17 protein-coding genes are annotated in these 16,170 nt (G+C 70.2%); 4 read left to right on the plus strand and 13 right to left on the minus strand.

The genetic code is table 11. The annotated features are described in order from the left end of the window. Window positions 1-73: 73 nt before the first annotated feature. Window positions 74-1,351, minus strand: coding sequence for a Tol-Pal system beta propeller repeat protein TolB (tolB, locus tag Q0599_RS16375; protein WP_298831552.1), 1,278 nt, complete (start codon window positions 1,349-1,351; stop codon window positions 74-76). 32 nt (window positions 1,352-1,383) lie between these two features. Next, a complete protein-coding gene (locus tag Q0599_RS16380) occupies window positions 1,384-2,190 on the minus strand; it encodes a glycosyltransferase family 2 protein (RefSeq protein WP_298831555.1) in 807 nt (268 codons plus the stop codon). A gap of 73 nt (window positions 2,191-2,263) precedes the next feature. Here Q0599_RS16380 and msbA point away from each other — a divergent pair, with 73 nt between their 5' ends. From msbA to Q0599_RS16395, 3 genes are read left to right on the plus strand one after another with little or no spacing between them, the layout of a single operon-like run. Further along, entirely contained in the window at window positions 2,264-4,006 is a 1,743-nt protein-coding gene (gene msbA / locus Q0599_RS16385) for a lipid A export permease/ATP-binding protein MsbA (protein WP_298831558.1), read from the plus strand. Further along, window positions 4,003-4,587: a peroxidase-related enzyme gene (locus tag Q0599_RS16390; protein ID WP_298831561.1), complete on the plus strand. Its 585-nt coding sequence runs from the start codon at window positions 4,003-4,005 to the stop codon at window positions 4,585-4,587. Before msbA ends, Q0599_RS16390 begins: the two co-directional genes overlap by 4 nt. 13 nt (window positions 4,588-4,600) lie before the next feature. Continuing rightward, on the plus strand, window positions 4,601-5,707 hold the full coding sequence (locus tag Q0599_RS16395) for a glycosyltransferase family 4 protein (RefSeq protein ID WP_298831564.1): 1,107 nt from the start codon (window positions 4,601-4,603) through the stop codon (window positions 5,705-5,707). Here the strand turns inward: Q0599_RS16395 and Q0599_RS16400 are convergent. Further along, entirely contained in the window at window positions 5,692-6,780 is a 1,089-nt protein-coding gene (locus Q0599_RS16400) for a class I SAM-dependent methyltransferase (protein ID WP_298831567.1), read from the minus strand. The genes Q0599_RS16395 and Q0599_RS16400 overlap by 16 nt on opposite strands. A gap of 23 nt (window positions 6,781-6,803) precedes the next feature. On the opposite strand from Q0599_RS16400, the gene Q0599_RS16405 reads away from it, so the two are divergent. Continuing rightward, a complete protein-coding gene (locus Q0599_RS16405; protein WP_298831570.1) occupies window positions 6,804-7,826 on the plus strand; it encodes a glycosyltransferase in 1,023 nt (340 codons plus the stop codon). Here the strand turns inward: Q0599_RS16405 and Q0599_RS16410 are convergent. From Q0599_RS16410 to Q0599_RS16455, 10 genes are all read right to left on the minus strand, one after another. Further along, the gene (locus Q0599_RS16410; protein ID WP_298831573.1) at window positions 7,823-8,662 is read right to left on the minus strand and encodes a glycosyltransferase; all 840 of its coding nucleotides are present in this window, start codon (window positions 8,660-8,662) and stop codon (window positions 7,823-7,825) included. The two genes, Q0599_RS16405 and Q0599_RS16410, sit on opposite strands and share 4 nt — an antisense overlap. Before the next feature lie 21 nt (window positions 8,663-8,683). Further along, the gene (gene rng, locus Q0599_RS16415; protein ID WP_298831576.1) at window positions 8,684-10,159 is read right to left on the minus strand and encodes a ribonuclease G; all 1,476 of its coding nucleotides are present in this window, start codon (window positions 10,157-10,159) and stop codon (window positions 8,684-8,686) included. Window positions 10,160-10,184: 25 nt separating this feature from the next. After that, window positions 10,185-10,790 carry a nucleoside triphosphate pyrophosphatase gene (locus tag Q0599_RS16420; protein WP_298831578.1) on the minus strand — a complete coding sequence of 202 codons (606 nt, stop codon included), beginning with the start codon at window positions 10,788-10,790 and terminating at the stop codon, window positions 10,185-10,187. Window positions 10,791-10,794: 4 nt separating this feature from the next. Further along, on the minus strand, window positions 10,795-11,262 hold the full coding sequence (rlmH, locus tag Q0599_RS16425) for a 23S rRNA (pseudouridine(1915)-N(3))-methyltransferase RlmH (protein ID WP_298831581.1): 468 nt from the start codon (window positions 11,260-11,262) through the stop codon (window positions 10,795-10,797). Between the two features lie 10 nt (window positions 11,263-11,272). Beyond that, window positions 11,273-11,929 (minus strand): ribosome silencing factor, encoded by a 657-nt coding sequence (gene rsfS, locus Q0599_RS16430; RefSeq protein WP_298832745.1) that lies wholly within the window; start codon window positions 11,927-11,929, stop codon window positions 11,273-11,275. Then, window positions 11,926-12,516 carry a nicotinate-nucleotide adenylyltransferase gene (nadD, locus tag Q0599_RS16435; protein ID WP_298831583.1) on the minus strand — a complete coding sequence of 197 codons (591 nt, stop codon included), beginning with the start codon at window positions 12,514-12,516 and terminating at the stop codon, window positions 11,926-11,928. Before nadD ends, rsfS begins: the two co-directional genes overlap by 4 nt. A 91-nt stretch (window positions 12,517-12,607) precedes the next feature. Beyond that, window positions 12,608-13,534: an oxygen-dependent coproporphyrinogen oxidase gene (hemF, locus tag Q0599_RS16440; RefSeq protein ID WP_298831586.1), complete on the minus strand. Its 927-nt coding sequence runs from the start codon at window positions 13,532-13,534 to the stop codon at window positions 12,608-12,610. Further along, the gene (locus Q0599_RS16445; protein ID WP_298831589.1) at window positions 13,531-14,166 is read right to left on the minus strand and encodes a 1-acyl-sn-glycerol-3-phosphate acyltransferase; all 636 of its coding nucleotides are present in this window, start codon (window positions 14,164-14,166) and stop codon (window positions 13,531-13,533) included. The genes hemF and Q0599_RS16445 overlap by 4 nt, the downstream gene beginning before the upstream one ends. Beyond that, window positions 14,150-15,430, minus strand: coding sequence for a phosphoribosylamine--glycine ligase (purD, locus tag Q0599_RS16450; protein ID WP_298831592.1), 1,281 nt, complete (start codon window positions 15,428-15,430; stop codon window positions 14,150-14,152). The genes Q0599_RS16445 and purD overlap by 17 nt, the downstream gene beginning before the upstream one ends. Next, window positions 15,427-16,152 (minus strand): YebC/PmpR family DNA-binding transcriptional regulator, encoded by a 726-nt coding sequence (locus tag Q0599_RS16455; RefSeq protein ID WP_298831595.1) that lies wholly within the window; start codon window positions 16,150-16,152, stop codon window positions 15,427-15,429. Before Q0599_RS16455 ends, purD begins: the two co-directional genes overlap by 4 nt. Window positions 16,153-16,170 lie beyond the last annotated feature (18 nt).

The following is a 16,170-nucleotide window of genomic DNA, read 5'->3' on the forward strand; positions in this document are numbered from 1 at the left end:
TTCGGATGGAATGGTCGTTGCCGCAACGCGCGGCGGGTTGGGACACGGGAAGGCCGAGGGCGCCATCGTGCGCTCAGCGGCCGTACGGACTCCAGGTGGGCTCGCGCACGTCGGCCGTGGTCGACACCAGCCGCGCCTTGATCTTGCCATCCAGCGTGGTGGTCATCAACACGTCGCGGCCGCCGGCGCGCGTGGCGTAGATGAGCAGCTTGCCGTTCGGCGCGAAGCTCGGGCTCTCGTCGTCGCTGGTGTCGGTCAGCGGCACCGGCTGCGCACCCGGCGTGCCAAGGTCCAGCGTGTGCAGCTTGAAGCTGTTGCCCTGACGCGAGACATAGGCGAGCGTTCGCCCGTCGGGACTGATTGCCGGGCTGATGTTGTAGCTGCCGGCGAACGTGATGCGCTCGACGCCGCCGCCACCCGCCGCCACGCGATAGACCTGCGGACCGCCGCCGCGGTCGCTGACGAAGTACAGCCGCTTGCCGTCCGGCCAATCGAACACCGGCTCGGTGTCGATCGCCTGGCTGCTGGTGAGCCGACGCACGTTGCCGCCATTGCGATCCAGCAGATAGAGCTGCGAGCCGCCGTCGCGCGACAGCGTCGCGGCGAGCGTCTGGCCGTCGGGGGCCCAGGCCGGCGCGCTGTTCGAGCCGCGGAAGTTGGCGAGCTGGCGGCGCTTGCCGCTCATCACCTCCTGCGCGTAGACCACCGCCTTCTGGCTTTCGAAGGACACGTAGGCCAGTTCGCGGCCATCGGGCGACCAGGCCGGCGAGATGATCGGCTCGGGGCTGTTCAACGCCACCTGTCCACCCTCGCCGTCCGCATCCGCCACGCGCAGCGTGTAGCGGCCGCCACCACGCGTGACGTAGGCAATGCGCGTGGAGAACACGCCCTTGTCGCCGGTGAGCTTCTCATAGATGTAGTCGGCGATGCGGTGCGCGGCCAGGCGCAGGTCGGCCGGGTCGACGGCGCTGGCCTGGCCGCCGATCTCGCTGCCCTTGACCACGTCCCAGAGCTTGAAGCGCACGTCGAAGCGACCATCGGCGAGGCGGTGCACCGAGCCGGCGGCGAGCGCGTCGACGCTGCGGCCGCGCCAGTCCCCCATCGCCGGGCGCGCGGTCTCGTCGATGGCCACGCCGTCGGCTTCGATGGGGCGGAAGAAGCCGCTGCGCTCGAGGTCGGCGCGGATGATCGCCGAGACCTGCTGCGGCGCCTTGTCCTCGTCGCGAAAGCGCGGCACGGCGATCGGCAGCTGCGTGGTGCCCACGCCAGAGATCTCGACGCGGAACTGGGCGAAGGACGGCAGCGCGAAGCCGGCCATTCCCGCGGACAACAGGTTTCTTCTTGTCAGCATGGCGGGAGAAGACTCCGGGATTGCAGAGGAGTTCAACTTGATTGCGGGCCGGCCACCCCGGCCAGCGCCATCTTCAGGTGTCGGTAGTAGGTGCCTTCGGCGATGTAGACCGCGAGCACGAAGCCCAGGCGCCCGTCGAGGAAACCGCGCTTGAGCAGGTAGCTGCGCACGAACGCCCACAGCCCGTGACCGAGCGCGCTGCCCAGGCTGCTGCGACGGCCCGCGCGCACGCGGTCGCGCGCCCGGCCGGTGGTGTAGCGGTTCATCTTGTCCAGCGCGTCTTCCAGGCTCGGCATGGTGTGGTGCAACAGATCCCCTTCGAGCCGGTCGACGCGGCCCTCGACGATCACGCGCTCGTGCACCAGGTCCTCGGTGAAGCGCCCGTGGCCACGGCGGAACAGGCGCAGCACGCGGTCCGGGTACCAATCGCCGTGGCGCATCCATTGACCACAGAAGCTGGACAGACGCGACAGCTCAAAGCCGAGTGTCGCATCATCGGAGGCCGTTTCCGACGCGAAATCTTGACCGCTTGTATCCGCGACGACGCGCTGGATCGCCGCCGCCAGCGGCGCGCTGACGCGCTCGTCGGCGTCGAGGCTGAGCACCCACGTGCCCTTCGCGCGGGCCAGCGCCCTGCCCTTCTGCACGCCGAAGCCCGGCCAGTCGGAGGTCTCGACGACCTCGGCGCCGAAGCGCCTGGCCAGCTCCCGCGTGCCATCGCTGCTGCCCGAGTCGACCACGATCCACTCGTCGGCGAAGGCCACGGACGCCAGGCAGGCCTCGATGTTGTGCGCCTCGTTCTTGGTGATCAGGATGACGGAGAGTCGGGGCTGGGTCATGGGGGCGCGCGCCGTGGCTGCGCGGCCGATTGTAGGCAGGGCCCGCAGGGGGGGCGGCGCATAATCGCGCGCCATGCCCGACGCCCCCGAGTCGCTCACCCGGCGCATCAAGCGCATCGCGCCCTACTTCGCGAACAGCCGGCGCGGCCTCGCACTGGCAGCACTCGGTGCCGTGGTCGGTGCGTTGACGGAGCCGATGATCCCGTCGTTCATGAAGCACTTGCTGGACGCCGGCTTCCAGCAGCGCAGCCTGCCGCTGTGGCAGATCCCGGTGATCGTGATCGGCCTGTTTGCCCTGCGCGGCTTCGCTGGCTTCGTGGCGCAGTATGGCCTGTCGTGGGCTGCCAACCGCGGCATGGTCGACCTGCGCGCCGCGCTGTTCTCGCGGCTGATGAATGCCGAGCCGGCTCTCTACGCGCGCAACACGGCGAGCAGCCTGATCAACACCGTCACCTACGAGGTGCAGAACGGCGCGCTGCAGCTCACCCACGCGCTGACCGGCCTGGTGCGCGACTCGCTGACGCTGGTGGCCCTGCTGGGCTACCTGTTGTGGCTGAACTGGAAGCTGACCCTGTTCGTCGGCGTGCTCTTCCCCGCCGTGGCCTGGATCATGCGCACGCTCAGCCGGCGGCTGCACCGTCTCACGGTGGCGGGCCAGAAGGCCACCGACGAGCTGGCCTACGTGGTCGAGGAGAACGTGCTCGCCTGGCGCATCGTGCGCCTTCACTCGGCGCAGGCCGCCGAAGGCGCGCGCTTCGCGCGCGCCAGCGAGGCGCTGCGCCGGCTGTCGGTGAAGGCCGCCGTGGCGGCCGCGACGATGACGCCGCTGACGCAGTTGCTGGCCGCCTGCGCGCTGTCGGCGGTGATCGTCGTCGCGCTGTGGCAGAGTGGCCGCAGCGGCGGCTCGGTGGGCGGCTTCGTCGCCTTCGTGATGGCGATGCTGCAGTTGGTGGCGCCGATCAAGCACCTGTCGGAGGTGGCCGGGCCGATCACGCGCGGGCTGGCCGCCGTCGAACGCGGCGTGCGCCTGGTCGAGACCACGCCGGTCGAGGTCGGCGGCTCGCATGATCCGGGGCGCTGCGAGGGCCGCATCGAACTCCGCGAGGTGACGCTGCAGTACCCGGGCGCGGCCGCGCCGGCCCTTGCCGATGTGTCGCTGATGCTGAATCCTGGCGAGACGGTCGCGCTGGTCGGCCCCTCGGGTGCGGGCAAGAGCACCATCGTGAACCTGCTGCCGCGCTTCCTCGAGCCGACCTCGGGCACGCTGCTGCTCGACGGCGTGCCGCTGCGCGACTGGTCGATGCACGCGCTGCGCCGCCAGTTCGCACTGGTCAGCCAGGACGTCGTGCTCTTCAACGACAGCATCGCAGCCAACGTGGCGCTCAGCGACGCCGTCGACCCGGCCCGCGTCACCGAGGCGCTGCGGGGCGCCAACCTGCTCGACTTCGTGCAGTCGCTGCCGCAGGGCCTCGACGCGCCGGTCGGCCACAACGGCAGCCAGCTGTCCGGCGGCCAGCGCCAGCGCCTGGCGATCGCCCGCGCCATCTACAAGGACGCGCCAATCCTGGTGCTCGACGAGGCCACCTCGGCGCTCGACTCCGAGTCCGAACGCCTGGTGCAGGATGCGCTGGAGCGCCTGATGAAGGGGCGCACCAGCATCGTCATCGCTCACCGCCTGTCCACCATCGAGCGTGCCGACCGCATCGTCGCACTCGAGGCCGGCCGCGTCGTCGAGCAGGGATCGCATGCCGAGCTGCTCGCCGCCGGCGGCCTGTATGCCAGACTGCACGCGCTGCAATTCCGGAGTCCCGCATGAGCCAGCCGATCTCCCGCTACCCCGTGCCCGCCCTCGACGCGCTGCCCGCCGACGTGCGGCAACGCATCGTCGAGGTACAGGAGAAGTCCGGCTTCGTGCCGAACGTGTTCCTCGCGCTGTCGCACCGGCCCGACGAGTTCCGCGCCTTCTTCGCCTACCACGACGCGCTGATGCTTCGCCCGTCGGGCCTGACCAAGGGGGAGAAGGAGATGATCGTCGTGGCCACCAGCGGCGCCAACAAGTGCCTGTACTGCGTGGTGGCGCACGGCGCGATCCTGCGCATCTACGAGAAGAAGCCGCTGCTGGCCGACCAGGTGGCGGTGAATCACCGCAAGGCCGACATCTCGCCGCGCCAGTGCGCCATGCTCGACTTCGCGATGAAGGTCTGCCTCGACTCCGCCTCCGTCGGCGAGGCCGACTTCGAGGCGTTGCGCGTGCACGGCTTCAGCGACGAGGACATCTGGGACATCGGCGCGATCACCGCCCTGTTCGGCCTGTCGAACCGCATGGCGAACCTGACCTCGATGCAGCCGAACCCCGAGTTCTACCTGCTCGGCCGCGTGCCGAAGGCGAAGGCCTGAGGCGCGCGGCGCGATGCGTCTGGCGCTGTCCAACCACGGCCTGCGCGCCAGCGGCGGCATCGAGCGCTACGCGCTGACCGTGGTGCGCGGGCTGCATGCGCTGGGCCTGCGGCCGACGGTGATCGCCAAGGCCTTCGACACCAAGCTGCCGGAGTACGGCTGGGTGGAGCCGCTGCGCGTCAACGTCGCCTGGCTGCCGGCCAAGCTGCGCGACCTCGCTTTCGACCGGCGCATCCGCGTGCTCAAGCGCAAGTTCGGCCTGTTTCCCTTGATCGCCTGCAACCAGACCGCCGCGGCCGACATCGCCATCTGCGGCAGCACGCACCCCGGCTTCCTGCAGGCGATGGCGCAGCGCGAACGTCTCAGCGACCGCTGGAAGATCGCGCTCGAGCATGCGCACCTGACGAACGCATCGGTGATCGTCGCCCACTCGCAACGCATGGCCGACGAGGTGCAGCGCTTCCACGGCATCGCCACCGACAAGATCCGCCTGCTCTACCCGCCGGTCGACGGCGAGCGCTTCGCCACGGTGGACGGCGCGGCACGGCTGCGTCTGCGCGCCGAGCTGGGTCTGGCCGCCGAGGGCCGCACCGCCTTCCTGCTCGCCTCCACGGGCCATCGCCGCAAGGGCCTGGACATGCTGGTCGAGTTCTTCCGCGCCACCACGCTGCCGGTGGACCTGGTCGTCGCCGGGCGACCGCTGCCCGCCGAGGCCAGCGCGCCGAACATCCGCTCGCTCGGCTACCGCCGCGACATCGAGAACGTCTACCGGGCGGTGGACTTCACCATCATGGCCTCGCGCTACGAGCCCTTCGGCCTGGTGGGGGTGGAGTCGGTGCTGTGCGGCACGCCGGTGCTGTGCGCCCACGGCGTCGGCTGCGCCGAGGTGCTGCACCTGCCGGCGCAGATCCCCTTCCGGCTCGATGCCGGCGCCGGCGACGCCGACGGCTTCGCGGCGGCCGTGGCCGAGGCGGTCGAACGCCACGAGAGCGGCACGCACCGCCTCGACGAGCCGCGGGCGCATCTGGGCTACGACCCGTCGGTGTCGCATCACGTGAACGAGTTGCTGTCGATGGCTCGCAGCCTGGACGAGCGCCGCAGCGCTCAGTCCGGCCGGTAGGCGACCATGGTCAGCGACTCCGCCTGCCGAGGGTCCTGCAGCGCCGCTCGGTCCCAGGCGCGTCCTTCGCGGCGAGCGGCCCGACGGCCGTCACGGTCGATGCGGTAGGGCTCACGCCCGCCACGGATGCGCTCGCTCTGACCGATGTAGAAGGCCGCATCGAGCTGCGGCGGCAGCCACTCGACGCGCGCGAAACCGCCACGCTCCAGGGCCAGTCTCAGGCTGCGCGCGCCGAACAGCACGAGGTGCCGGGGCGGCTCGAGACCGCGCCAGTCGGCGCCGTAGCGCTTCGCCCCACGGCCCTCGACGTTGGGCGTCTGCAGCCAGATGCGCCCGCCCGGACGCAGCCACTGGCGCAGCCGCTGCAGCGCCGCCACCGGCTCGTGCAGATGCTCGATGACGTGGTTGAGCGTGACCTGGTCAAGGCTGCCGGGCTCGACCGGCGCATCGCCCCAGGGGCCCTCGTGCACCGCGAACCCCTGCTGCCGCGCCAGCGCTGCCGCCGCCGGGTCGATCTCGATGCCGCTCGCCGAATAGCCGAGGGCGCGCGCAACGCGCAGGAAGCCGCCGTCACCACATCCGAGGTCGAGCAGCCGCGCGCCGGCGACGGCCCCGGGCAGGTGGCGGATGTACTGGCCCGCGCGCGCACTGCGCCAGCGGCTGGCGGCGATGGCCATCCAGCCGAACGGCAGCGCATCGGCGTGGTGATGCCCGTAGCGCCGGTTGTAGAAGCTCAGGTGGAGCGCACGCTTGAGCCACAGGTCGGGCCGGTCGCCGGGCACGAGGAAGCTCTTCTCCGGCCCGCCATGCGTGTAGTAGCTGCTGTAGGCACGCGCGATCGATTCCGGCGTGGGCCGTGGGTCCAGCGTGGCCGCGCCGCAGTCGCTGCACCGCCACAGCGACCAGCGCCCGGGAGCGGCTCGGAAGATGCGATCGCTGAGACCCTCGAGCCATGGCTCGCGCCGCGCACCGGCGCAGACCCGGCAGGTCGGCGCCGCTTCGAGATCGGCCGCGGGCCAGTCGCCGGGCTCGAAGGGGAGTGGTCGGTCGGTCTCGGCGTCGGGCTGCGTCATGGCGCAGGCATGATAGTGACACGATGCACGCCCCGATCCCGACGTCCGTCCCGCCCGCCGGCGAGCGCCCGCTCGTGTCCATGCTGCTCATCGCCTACCGTCAGCCCGACACCATCGGCGCAGCGGTGGCAGGCGCGCTGGCGCAGACCTACCAGCCGCTGGAGATCATCGCATCCGACGACGCGTCGGGCGACGCCACCTGGACGAACCTCTGCGCGGCCGTCGAGGGCTACGGCGGCCCACACCGTGTGCGACTGAACCGCAACGAGGCCAACCTGGGCATCGGTGCGCACCTCAGCGCCCTCGCGCAGATGGCGCAGGGCGAACTGCTCGTCGTCGCCGCCGGCGACGATGTGTCGCTGCCACAGCGTTGCGAACGTCTCGTGCAGGCTTGGCTGGCGCAGGGCAGGCGTCCGGACCTGCTGGCCAGCGCGCTGGCCGACATCGATGACAACGGCCGCGTGCATGGCGAGATCGTGCCCACCGAGCTGCAGTCCTACAGCTCGCTCGCCGAATGGGCCACGCGGCCGCCGTTCGTCGTCGGCGCGGCGCAGGCCTGGACGAAACGCCTGTTCGACCGCTTCGGCCCGCTGCCGGCGGGCACCGTCGCCGAGGACCTGGTGATGGTGTTTCGCGCCATCGGCAGCGGCGGCGCGCTCACGCTGCGCGAGCCGCTGGTGCAGTACCGCCGCGGCGGCATCTCGCGACGTCGGCGCAGCCTGCACGCGCGCGACGTGGTCGAGCGCCTGCTGAAGAACAACCGCCACGCGCTGGTGGAAACCGAGCAGATGTTGCGCGACGCCCAGCGCATGGGCAGGCTCGACGAAGTCGGCGAGCATCTGCGTGGCGTGCTCGCCCGCGAACGCTTCATCGCCGAATTGTTCGCCGCCGACGGGACGCTGCAGCGCCTGCGCGTCGCATGGCGGGCGCAGGGACAGCCGGTGCTGCTGCGCCTGCGCCTGCTGACCTACGCCGCCGCGCCCTGGCTGCTGTCGCCCTTCTTCGCGCTCAAGCGCCTGGCCGCGAAGCGTCGGCGTGCGGACTAGCCGAAGCGCTTGCGCAGCCGGCTCTTCCACAGCGCGCGGCGCAGCGCGGCGTTGTCTTCCGGCTCGGGCAGGCGGTCGCCCGCCAGCGGCTGGCCACGGCGCAGGTAGAAGCGGTCGAAGGTGGACTGCGTCATGCCCCACTTGTCGAGGAACTGCCGGCGGCCGTCGTTCTTCACCACCTTGCCGGTCGACTTCTGCTGGAAGTGGTAGACGAGCGAGTCGCCGACGCCGATGAAGTGGCGGCAGCCGGCGTGCCAGAGCTTCATGGCGAAGTCGTTGTCGCTGCTCATGCCGGGGCTCAGCTCGGTGCTGTAGCCGCCGACGCGGAACCACCAGCGGCGGGTCACCAGCGTGGGCGGCCAGGTGGCGCCGCACCAGTCGCGGCGCACGAGCCCGGACGCATCGCGCAGCAGGTCGGCCTCGCGGAAATTGCCGACGGTGTCGCCGTAGGGGCCGACCACCACGCAGGGGTTGCCGCTGTCGCGCGGCTCGACCATCGTGCCCGACAGCAGGTACAGGTCGGACGGCATCCCTGCGGCGCGCCGCTGCAGCGCGGTGTCCCAGCCCGGCAGGCAGTACATGTCGTCGTTCATGTAGACGAGATGCTCGTGCCTCGCATGCATGGCCGCCTCGTTCATCGCGTAGCAGATGCCGATGTTGGCCTCGGATGCGGTGTGGTCCAGACCCTGGGCACGCACCCAGTCCAGCGAACCGTCGCTGCCGTCGTTGACATGCACGACGATCTGATGCGGCTCGGCCGAATGCTCGCGGATGCTGCGCACCACCAGCTGCAGGTGGGCGAGGTTGTTCCAGGTAGGGATGACGATGGAGAACATGCGGTCGCGGCCGGTGCGGGCCTACATCAGCACGATGTCGTACTGCTCCGGGGAGGCGAACGGCTCTGCCTTCAGCGAGATCGGCTTGCCGATGAAATCGGACAGACCTGCCAGGTGCTGGCTCTCCTCGTCGAGCAGCATCTCGACCACCGAGGCCGAGGCGAGCACGCGGAATTCCTTCGGGTTGAACTGCCGCGCCTCGCGCAGGATCTCGCGCAGGATGTCGTAGCAGACGCTGCGCGCCGTCTTCACCTGGCCCTTGCCCTCGCAGGTCGGGCAGGGCTCGCACAGCATGTGGGCGAGCGACTCCCGTGTGCGCTTGCGCGTCATCTCCACCAGGCCGAGCTGCGTGAAGCCGCTCACCGTGATCTTGGTGCGGTCACGCGCGAGTTGCTTGCGCAGCTCGGCGAGCACGGCGGTCTGGTGTTCCTCCCGCGCCATGTCGATGAAGTCGATGATGATGATGCCGCCGAGATTGCGCAGCCGAAGCTGGCGCGCGATCGCCTGCGCCGCCTCGAGGTTGGTCTTGAAGATGGTGTCGTCGAAGTTGCGCGCGCCGACGAAACCACCGGTGTTGACGTCGATCGTCGTCAGCGCCTCGGTCTGGTCGATGATCAGGTAGCCGCCGCTCTTCAGGTCGACGCGCCGCGCCAGCGCCCTGGCGATCTCGGCGTCGATGTTGAAGAGGTCGAAGATCGGCCGCTCCCCCCTGTAGTGCTCCAGCTTGGCGACGGACCCGGGCATGTACGCCTCACCGAAGGCCTTGAGGATGTCGTACTGCATCTTCGAGTCGATGCGGATCGCTCCGGTGGCCTCGTGCGCCAGGTCGCGCAGCACGCGCTCGACGAGGCTGAGGTCCTGGTGCAGCAGCGTGCCCGGCGGCGAGCTGAAGCCGCGCTCGCGCACCGCAGCCCAGGTCTTGCGCAGGTAGGCGATGTCGTCGGCGAGCTCCGCATCGGTGGCATCCTCGGCATTGGTGCGCAGAATGAACCCCCCCGTCGGCGTGCCGTCGGAGGTCGCGGCGAGCCGGCCCATGCGCGCGCGCAGCTGCTCGCGCAGCTCGTGCGAGCCGATCTTCTGGGAGATGCCGACGTGGTCGTCCTGCGGAAGGAAGACGAGCAAGCGCCCGGCGATGCTGATCTGCGTGGACAGCCGTGCGCCCTTCGTGCCGATGGCGTCCTTGATGACCTGCACCATCAGCGTCTGGCCTTCGAAGACGAGGCGCTCGATCGGGGTGGGCGGGCCGCTGCCGTCGCCGCGCGGCGGGCTGCCGGCGACGTGCACGTCGGCCACGTGCAGAAAGGCTGCGCGCTCCAGGCCGATGTCGACGAAGGCCGATTGCATGCCGGGCAGCACCCGCGCCACGCGGCCGGTGTAGATGTTGCCGACCAAGCCGCGCTCGAGCGCGCGCTCGATGTGCAGTTCCTGCACGGCGCCATTCTCGACGACGGCCACGCGCGTCTCCTGCGGGGACCAGTTGATCAGGATGTCTTGCATGCGGCGGTACATCGTGGGCGTGCTGTCAGAAGCGCACGCCGGCCTGCCTGAGGAGCCCTGCCGTCTCGAAGAGAGGCAAACCCATGATACCGGAGTAGCTGCCCTCGATCCGGCTGATCCACGCCGCGATGCCGCTCTGGATGGCGTAGGCGCCGGCCTTGCCGAAGGGTTCGCCGCTGGCCACATAACGCTCGATCTGCGCGGCGGGAATGGATGCGAAATGCACGCGCGAAACGCTCGCCGCCAGCCATTCGCGCCGCCCGGCGGCGACGGCCACGGCGGTGATGACGCGGTGCGTGCGGCCGGACAGCGCGGCGAGCGTCTCGATCGCCTGCGCGGCGTCGGCGGGCTTGCCGAGGATGCTTCGGCCCAGCGCCACGGTGGTGTCCGAGCAGAGGATCGGCGCGGCCGGCAGCTTCGAGACCGCGAGTCGCTCGCGCGCCGCGTGCAGCTTGGCGCGCGTCACGCGCTCGACGTAGTCGGCGGGCAGCTCGCCGGGGTGCTCGGCCTCCAGCGCCTCGGCATCCTCGTGCGGGCGCGGCAGCAGCAGTTCGTGACGCACGCCGATCTGCTCGAGCAGCTGGCGGCGGCGCGGGCTCTGCGAGGCGAGGTAGATCCAGTGGTGGGCCATGTGCTCATTCCCGGTGGTAGGGATGGTTCACCATCACCGTCCACGCACGATAGAGCGCTTCGGCGAGCAGCACGCGCACGAAGGCATGCGGCAGCGTCAGGTCCGACAGGCGCAGCGTCTCGTCGGCGGCGGCCTTCAGGTCCGGGTGCAGGCCATCCGGCCCGCCGACGAAGAGCACCACGTCGCGCCCGTCACGCTGCCAGGCCTGCAGGCGCTGCGCCAGCTGCGCGGTGCTCAGGCGCTCGCCCCGTTCGTCGAGCACGACGCGCCGCGCACCCCTGGGTGCAGCCGCCTCGAGCCGCGCCGCTTCAGCGGCCATCAGCTGTTCGGCGGTCTTCGAGCCGCGCGGCTCGGCCTTCACCGCCTTCAGCAGGAGCCGCAATTCGGGCGGGAAGCGCTTGGCGAAGTCCTCGAAGGCTGCATCGGCCCAGCCCGGCTGGCGCAGGCCGACGGCGGCGAGCACCAGCTTCATCGAGCCGTCGTCACGCCTTGGCGACGCGCTTACGGGCCGGTGCCTTCTTCGCTGCAGCGCCGCTGCGCTTCACACCGACGCTGCGCGTGACCGCCTTCTTCGCCGGCGCCTTTCTGGCCGGAGGCTTGGCCGCGGGCGCCGCCTTTGCCGCCGGCGACTTCTTCGTCGCCGCCGCCTTCCTGGCCGGTGCCGCCTTCGCGGCGGTCGTGCTCTTCTTGGCCACCGGCGCCTTCTTCGCCGCCGCTTTCTTGGCGGCCGGCTTGGCCGCCTCGGGCTCGGACGCCTTCACCAGTTTCACCGGCGCACCGTCGACCTTGAGCTTGACCGGCTTGCCGCCCCAGATCTCCTCGAGCCGGTAGTAGTCGCGGATCGCCGGCTGCATCACATGAACGACGGCGCTGCCGCAGTCGACGATGATCCATTCGCCGTTGTCCTCGCCTTCGGTGCGCGGCACCGGGAATCCCTTGCTCTTGACCGCGTCTCGCACGCTGGCGGCCAGCGCCTTGGTCTGCCGGTTGCTCGTGCCCGAGGCGATGATCACGCGTTCGAACAGGGGCGAGAGGTGCTCGGTGTTGAAGACGACGATGTTCTGTGCCTTCACGTCTTCGAGACCGTCGACGATGGTGCGTTGCAGCTTGCGGATGTCCAGGGTGGGCTCCTCGGTCAGCCCCTGAGGGCGTGGTAGAGATGGTGCGCTTCAATATATCTCGCCACGTCGGCGGGCACCAGCGTGCTGATGTCCTGGCCCGACGCGACGCGCGTGCGGATGTCGGTCGAGGCGATGTCCAGCATGGGCAAGGGCACGGCGCGGTGCGCGAAGGCCTTCACGTCCGCATGCGGCTCGGCCAGCACCCCGGGGCGGTTGGCCACGGCCAGCGTGACGCGGCCGAGCAGCTCGCGCCAGTCGCGCCAGGTGTGCAGCGCGGCGTACTGGTCGTGGCCGATGATGAGGTACCACTCGGCGTGCGGTCGCGCCGCCTGCAGTTCGCGCACGGTGTCCAGCGTGTAGCTCGGGCCCTCTCGGAGAATTTCGCAGCGCTCGAGCACGAAGCGCGGCTCGTCGCCCATCGCCAGCTGCACCATCGCCTCGCGGTGCACCGCCGGCGTGATGACGCGCGACTTCTGCCAGGGCCGGCCAGCAGGGATCCAGCGCAGTTCGTCGAGCGCCAGCTCGCGCACGGCAAGCGAAGCCAGCGCGACATGCGCGTTGTGCGGCGGGTCGAACGTGCCGCCGAACAACCCGATGCGCGTCATGGCCGCCCCTCGGCGAACGGACGCCTTCGCCGCTCCCCCGAGGGGATGCGGGCCGGCTTGGAAGCGGCCCGGCGCTCGACCCGCGGCGCACTCAAGCCGGCGTCCAGTCCGCCCAGTCGCGCGGGCGCAGGAAGTCGTCGTACAACCTCGACTCCGGCGTGCCCTCGGCCGGATGCCAGTCGTAGCGCCACTTCACGACCGGTGGCATCGACATCAGGATGCTCTCGGTGCGTCCGCCCGACTGAAGGCCGAACAGGGTGCCGCGGTCGAAGACGAGGTTGAACTCGACATAGCGGCCGCGCCGGTAGGCCTGGAAGTCGCGCTCGCGCTCGTCGTAGGGCGTGTCGCGGCGACGCCGCACGATCGGCAGGTAGGCGTCGAGGAAGGCGTCGCCGACGGCGCGCGTCATCGCGAAGCTGCGCTCGAAGCCGAGCTCGGAGAAGTCGTCGAAGAACACCCCGCCGATGCCGCGCGGCTCGTTGCGATGCTTGAGGAAGAAGTATTCGTCGCACCACTTCTTGAAGCGCGGGAACTTGTCGTCGCCGAAGGGCGCGAGCGCGTCGCGGTTGACGCGGTGGAAGTGCGCCGCGTCCTCCTCGACGCCGTAGTAGGGCGTGAGATCCATGCCGCCGCCGAACCAGGCCACCGGCTCGCGCCCCTGCGGCATGGCGGCGAACATGCGCACGTTCATGTGCACCGTGGGCACATGGGGGTTGCGCGGGTGGAAGACGAGCGAGACGCCCAGCGCCTCGAAAGGCGCACCGGCCAGCTCCGGCCGGTGCGCGGTGGCCGAGGGCGGCATCGCCTTGCCCTTGACGTGGCTGAAGTTGCAGCCGCCGCGCTCGAGCAGGTGCCCCTCCTCCACCAGGCGCGACAGGCCGTCGCCCTCCAGCCTTCCACCGGGCTCGCGCGTCCAGCCGTCGCTGAGGAAGGTCTTGCCGTCCTCGGCCTGCATCGTCGTGACGATGCGGTCCTGCAGGCCGAGCAGGTAGCTGCGAACACCGGCGATGTCTGTCATGGCTTGAAACGGATGGGGGCGGCGAGTCGCGGATTGCGGCCCACGAAGGCGCCGAAGCCCTGCGCGATGGCGGCCATGTCCGCGGCCGCGTCGCCGCTGAGTTGCAGGAAGCACCGGAAACCCACCTCGCGGCGCGCGTAGTCGAAGAACACCAGTCCGAGCGGCACCTGCGCGGCCGTGGCCACATGGTAGAAGCCGCTGCGCCAGCCCGGCGTGAGTCCGCGCGTCCCTTCGGGCGCCAGCGCGAGCCACATGAAGCGCCCTTCGTCCCGGGCCTGCCTGAGCGATTGCGCCATCGTACTGACGGCGCCCTGCGGATTGCAGCGGTCCACCGGCACGCCGCCCACCCAGCGCAGCCAGCGGCCGAACAGCGGCACGCGGAACAGGCTGTCCTTGCCCCAGAAGCTCACCGGTATGCCGATGGCCCACTTGGCGAGGATGCCGACGACGAAGTCCCAGTTCGAGGTGTGCGGGTAGGCGATCGCCACGCCCTGCTCTGCCGGCAGACCGTCGCAGCGGATGCGCCAACCGGCCAGACGCAGCAGGGCTCTCGCCAAGTGGCTGCCGTGAAGTTGCACCGGACGCTGCATCAGCTCGACCGGCGCCGGCACGGCATCAGCGTTTGATGGCACGGAAGCCGATGTCACTGCGGTACTGGGCGCCGTCGAACTGGATCGGGCGCAGGGCCTCGTAGGCACGCGACTGCGCCTGCTTGACCGAATCGCCCAGCGCCGTGACGCACAGCACGCGACCGCCCGTCACGACGAGGTGGCCGTCCTGCAGCGTCGTGCCAGCGTGGAAGACGATCGCGTCCTCCGTCTCGACGGGGATGCCGCTGATCGCGTCGCCCTTGCGCGGCGTCAGCGGGTAGCCGTGCGCGGCCATCACCACGCCGAGCGCGACGCGGCGGTCCCAGTCGAGCTCGACCTCGTCCAGCGTTCCGGCCGTGGCATGCATCAGCACGTCGAACAGGTCGCTCTTCAGCCGCATCATGATCGGCTGCGTCTCCGGGTCGCCCAAGCGGCAGTTGAACTCTACGGTGCGCGGCTGGCCGTGCACGTCGATCATCAGGCCTGCGTAAAGGAAGCCGGTGAACGGCATGCCGTCGGCGGCCATGCCGTTCAAGGTGGGCAGGATGATCTCGTGCATCACCCGCGCATGCACGTTGGGCGTCACCACCGGCGCCGGCGAGTAGGCCCCCATGCCGCCGGTGTTCGGGCCCTGATCGTGGTCCTGCAGCCGCTTGTGGTCCTGGCTGGTGGCCAGCGGCACGACGTTCTTGCCGTCCGCCAGCACGATGAAGCTGGCCTCTTCGCCCTCGAGGAAGTCCTCGATCACCACGCGGGCGCCGCCCTGGTTGTGCGTCACGCCGAGCTTGTTGTCGAGCAGCATCCAGTCGATCGCCTGGTGCGCCTCGTCCACCGTGGTGGCCACCACCACGCCCTTGCCGGCTGCCAGGCCGTCGGCCTTGACGACGATGGGCGCGCCCCTGTTCGCCACGTAGGCATGCGCCGCCGCGGCGTCGGAGAAGGTCTCGTAGGCCGCGGTGGGGATGCCGTGGCGCTTCATGAATTCCTTGGCGAAGGCCTTGGAGCTCTCCAGCTGCGCCGCGCCCTTGGTCGGCCCGAACACGCGCAGGCCGCGCGCGCGAAAGGTATCGACCAGTCCGCCGGCCAGCGGCGCTTCGGGGCCGACGACAGTGAGCACGATCTTCTCGGCCACCGCGAAGTCGGCCAGCGCATCGTGGTCGGTGATGGCGACGTTGTGCAACCGCTTGTCGAGTGCGGTGCCGCCGTTGCCCGGCGCCACGTAGACCGTCTGCACCTTAGGCGACTGCACCAGCCTCCATGCCAGCGCGTGCTCGCGGCCGCCGCTGCCGATGACGAGCACCTTCATTCTTCGATCTCGGCGTTGTGGAACACGTCCTGCACGTCATCGAGGTCCTCGAGAACGTCGAGCAGCTTCTGCATGCGCTGCGCGTCCTCGCCGGCGAGCGCAATGGAGTTCTCCGCGCGCATCGTGACCTCGGCGATCTCGGCCTTCAGCCCGGCGGCTTCGAGCGCCGCCTTCACCGCCTCGAAGTCGCTCGGCGCGCACAGCACCTCGATCGAGCCGTCCTCGCCGGTCACCACGTCCTCGGCGCCGGCCTCGAGGGCGGCCTCCATGACCTTGTCCTCGCTGGTACCCGGCGCGAACACGAACTGCCCGCAGTGCTTGAACTGGAAGGCCACCGAGCCTTCGGTGCCGAGATTGCCGCCGTACTTGCTGAACGCATGGCGCACCTCGGCCACGGTGCGCACGCGGTTGTCGGTCATGCAGTCGACGATGATCGCCGCGCCGCCGATGCCGTAGCCCTCGTAGCGGATCTCCTCGTAGCTCACGCCCTCGAGGTTGCCGGTGGCCTTGTCGATGTTCTTCTTGATCGTGTCGGCCGGCATGTTGGCGGCCTTGGCCTTGTCCACGGCCAGGCGAAGGCGCGGGTTCATGGCCATGTCGCCGCCGCCCTGGCGGGCGGCGACCATGATTTCACGGATGATGCGGGTCCACACCTTGCCGCGCTTCTCGTCCTGGCGGCCCTTGCGATGCTGGATGTTGGCCCACTTGGAATGACCGGCCATAGATTCCTCTGCGATGGC

This window comes from uncultured Piscinibacter sp. (assembly GCF_937952055.1).
Lineage (GTDB): Bacteria > Pseudomonadota > Gammaproteobacteria > Burkholderiales > Burkholderiaceae_C > Piscinibacter.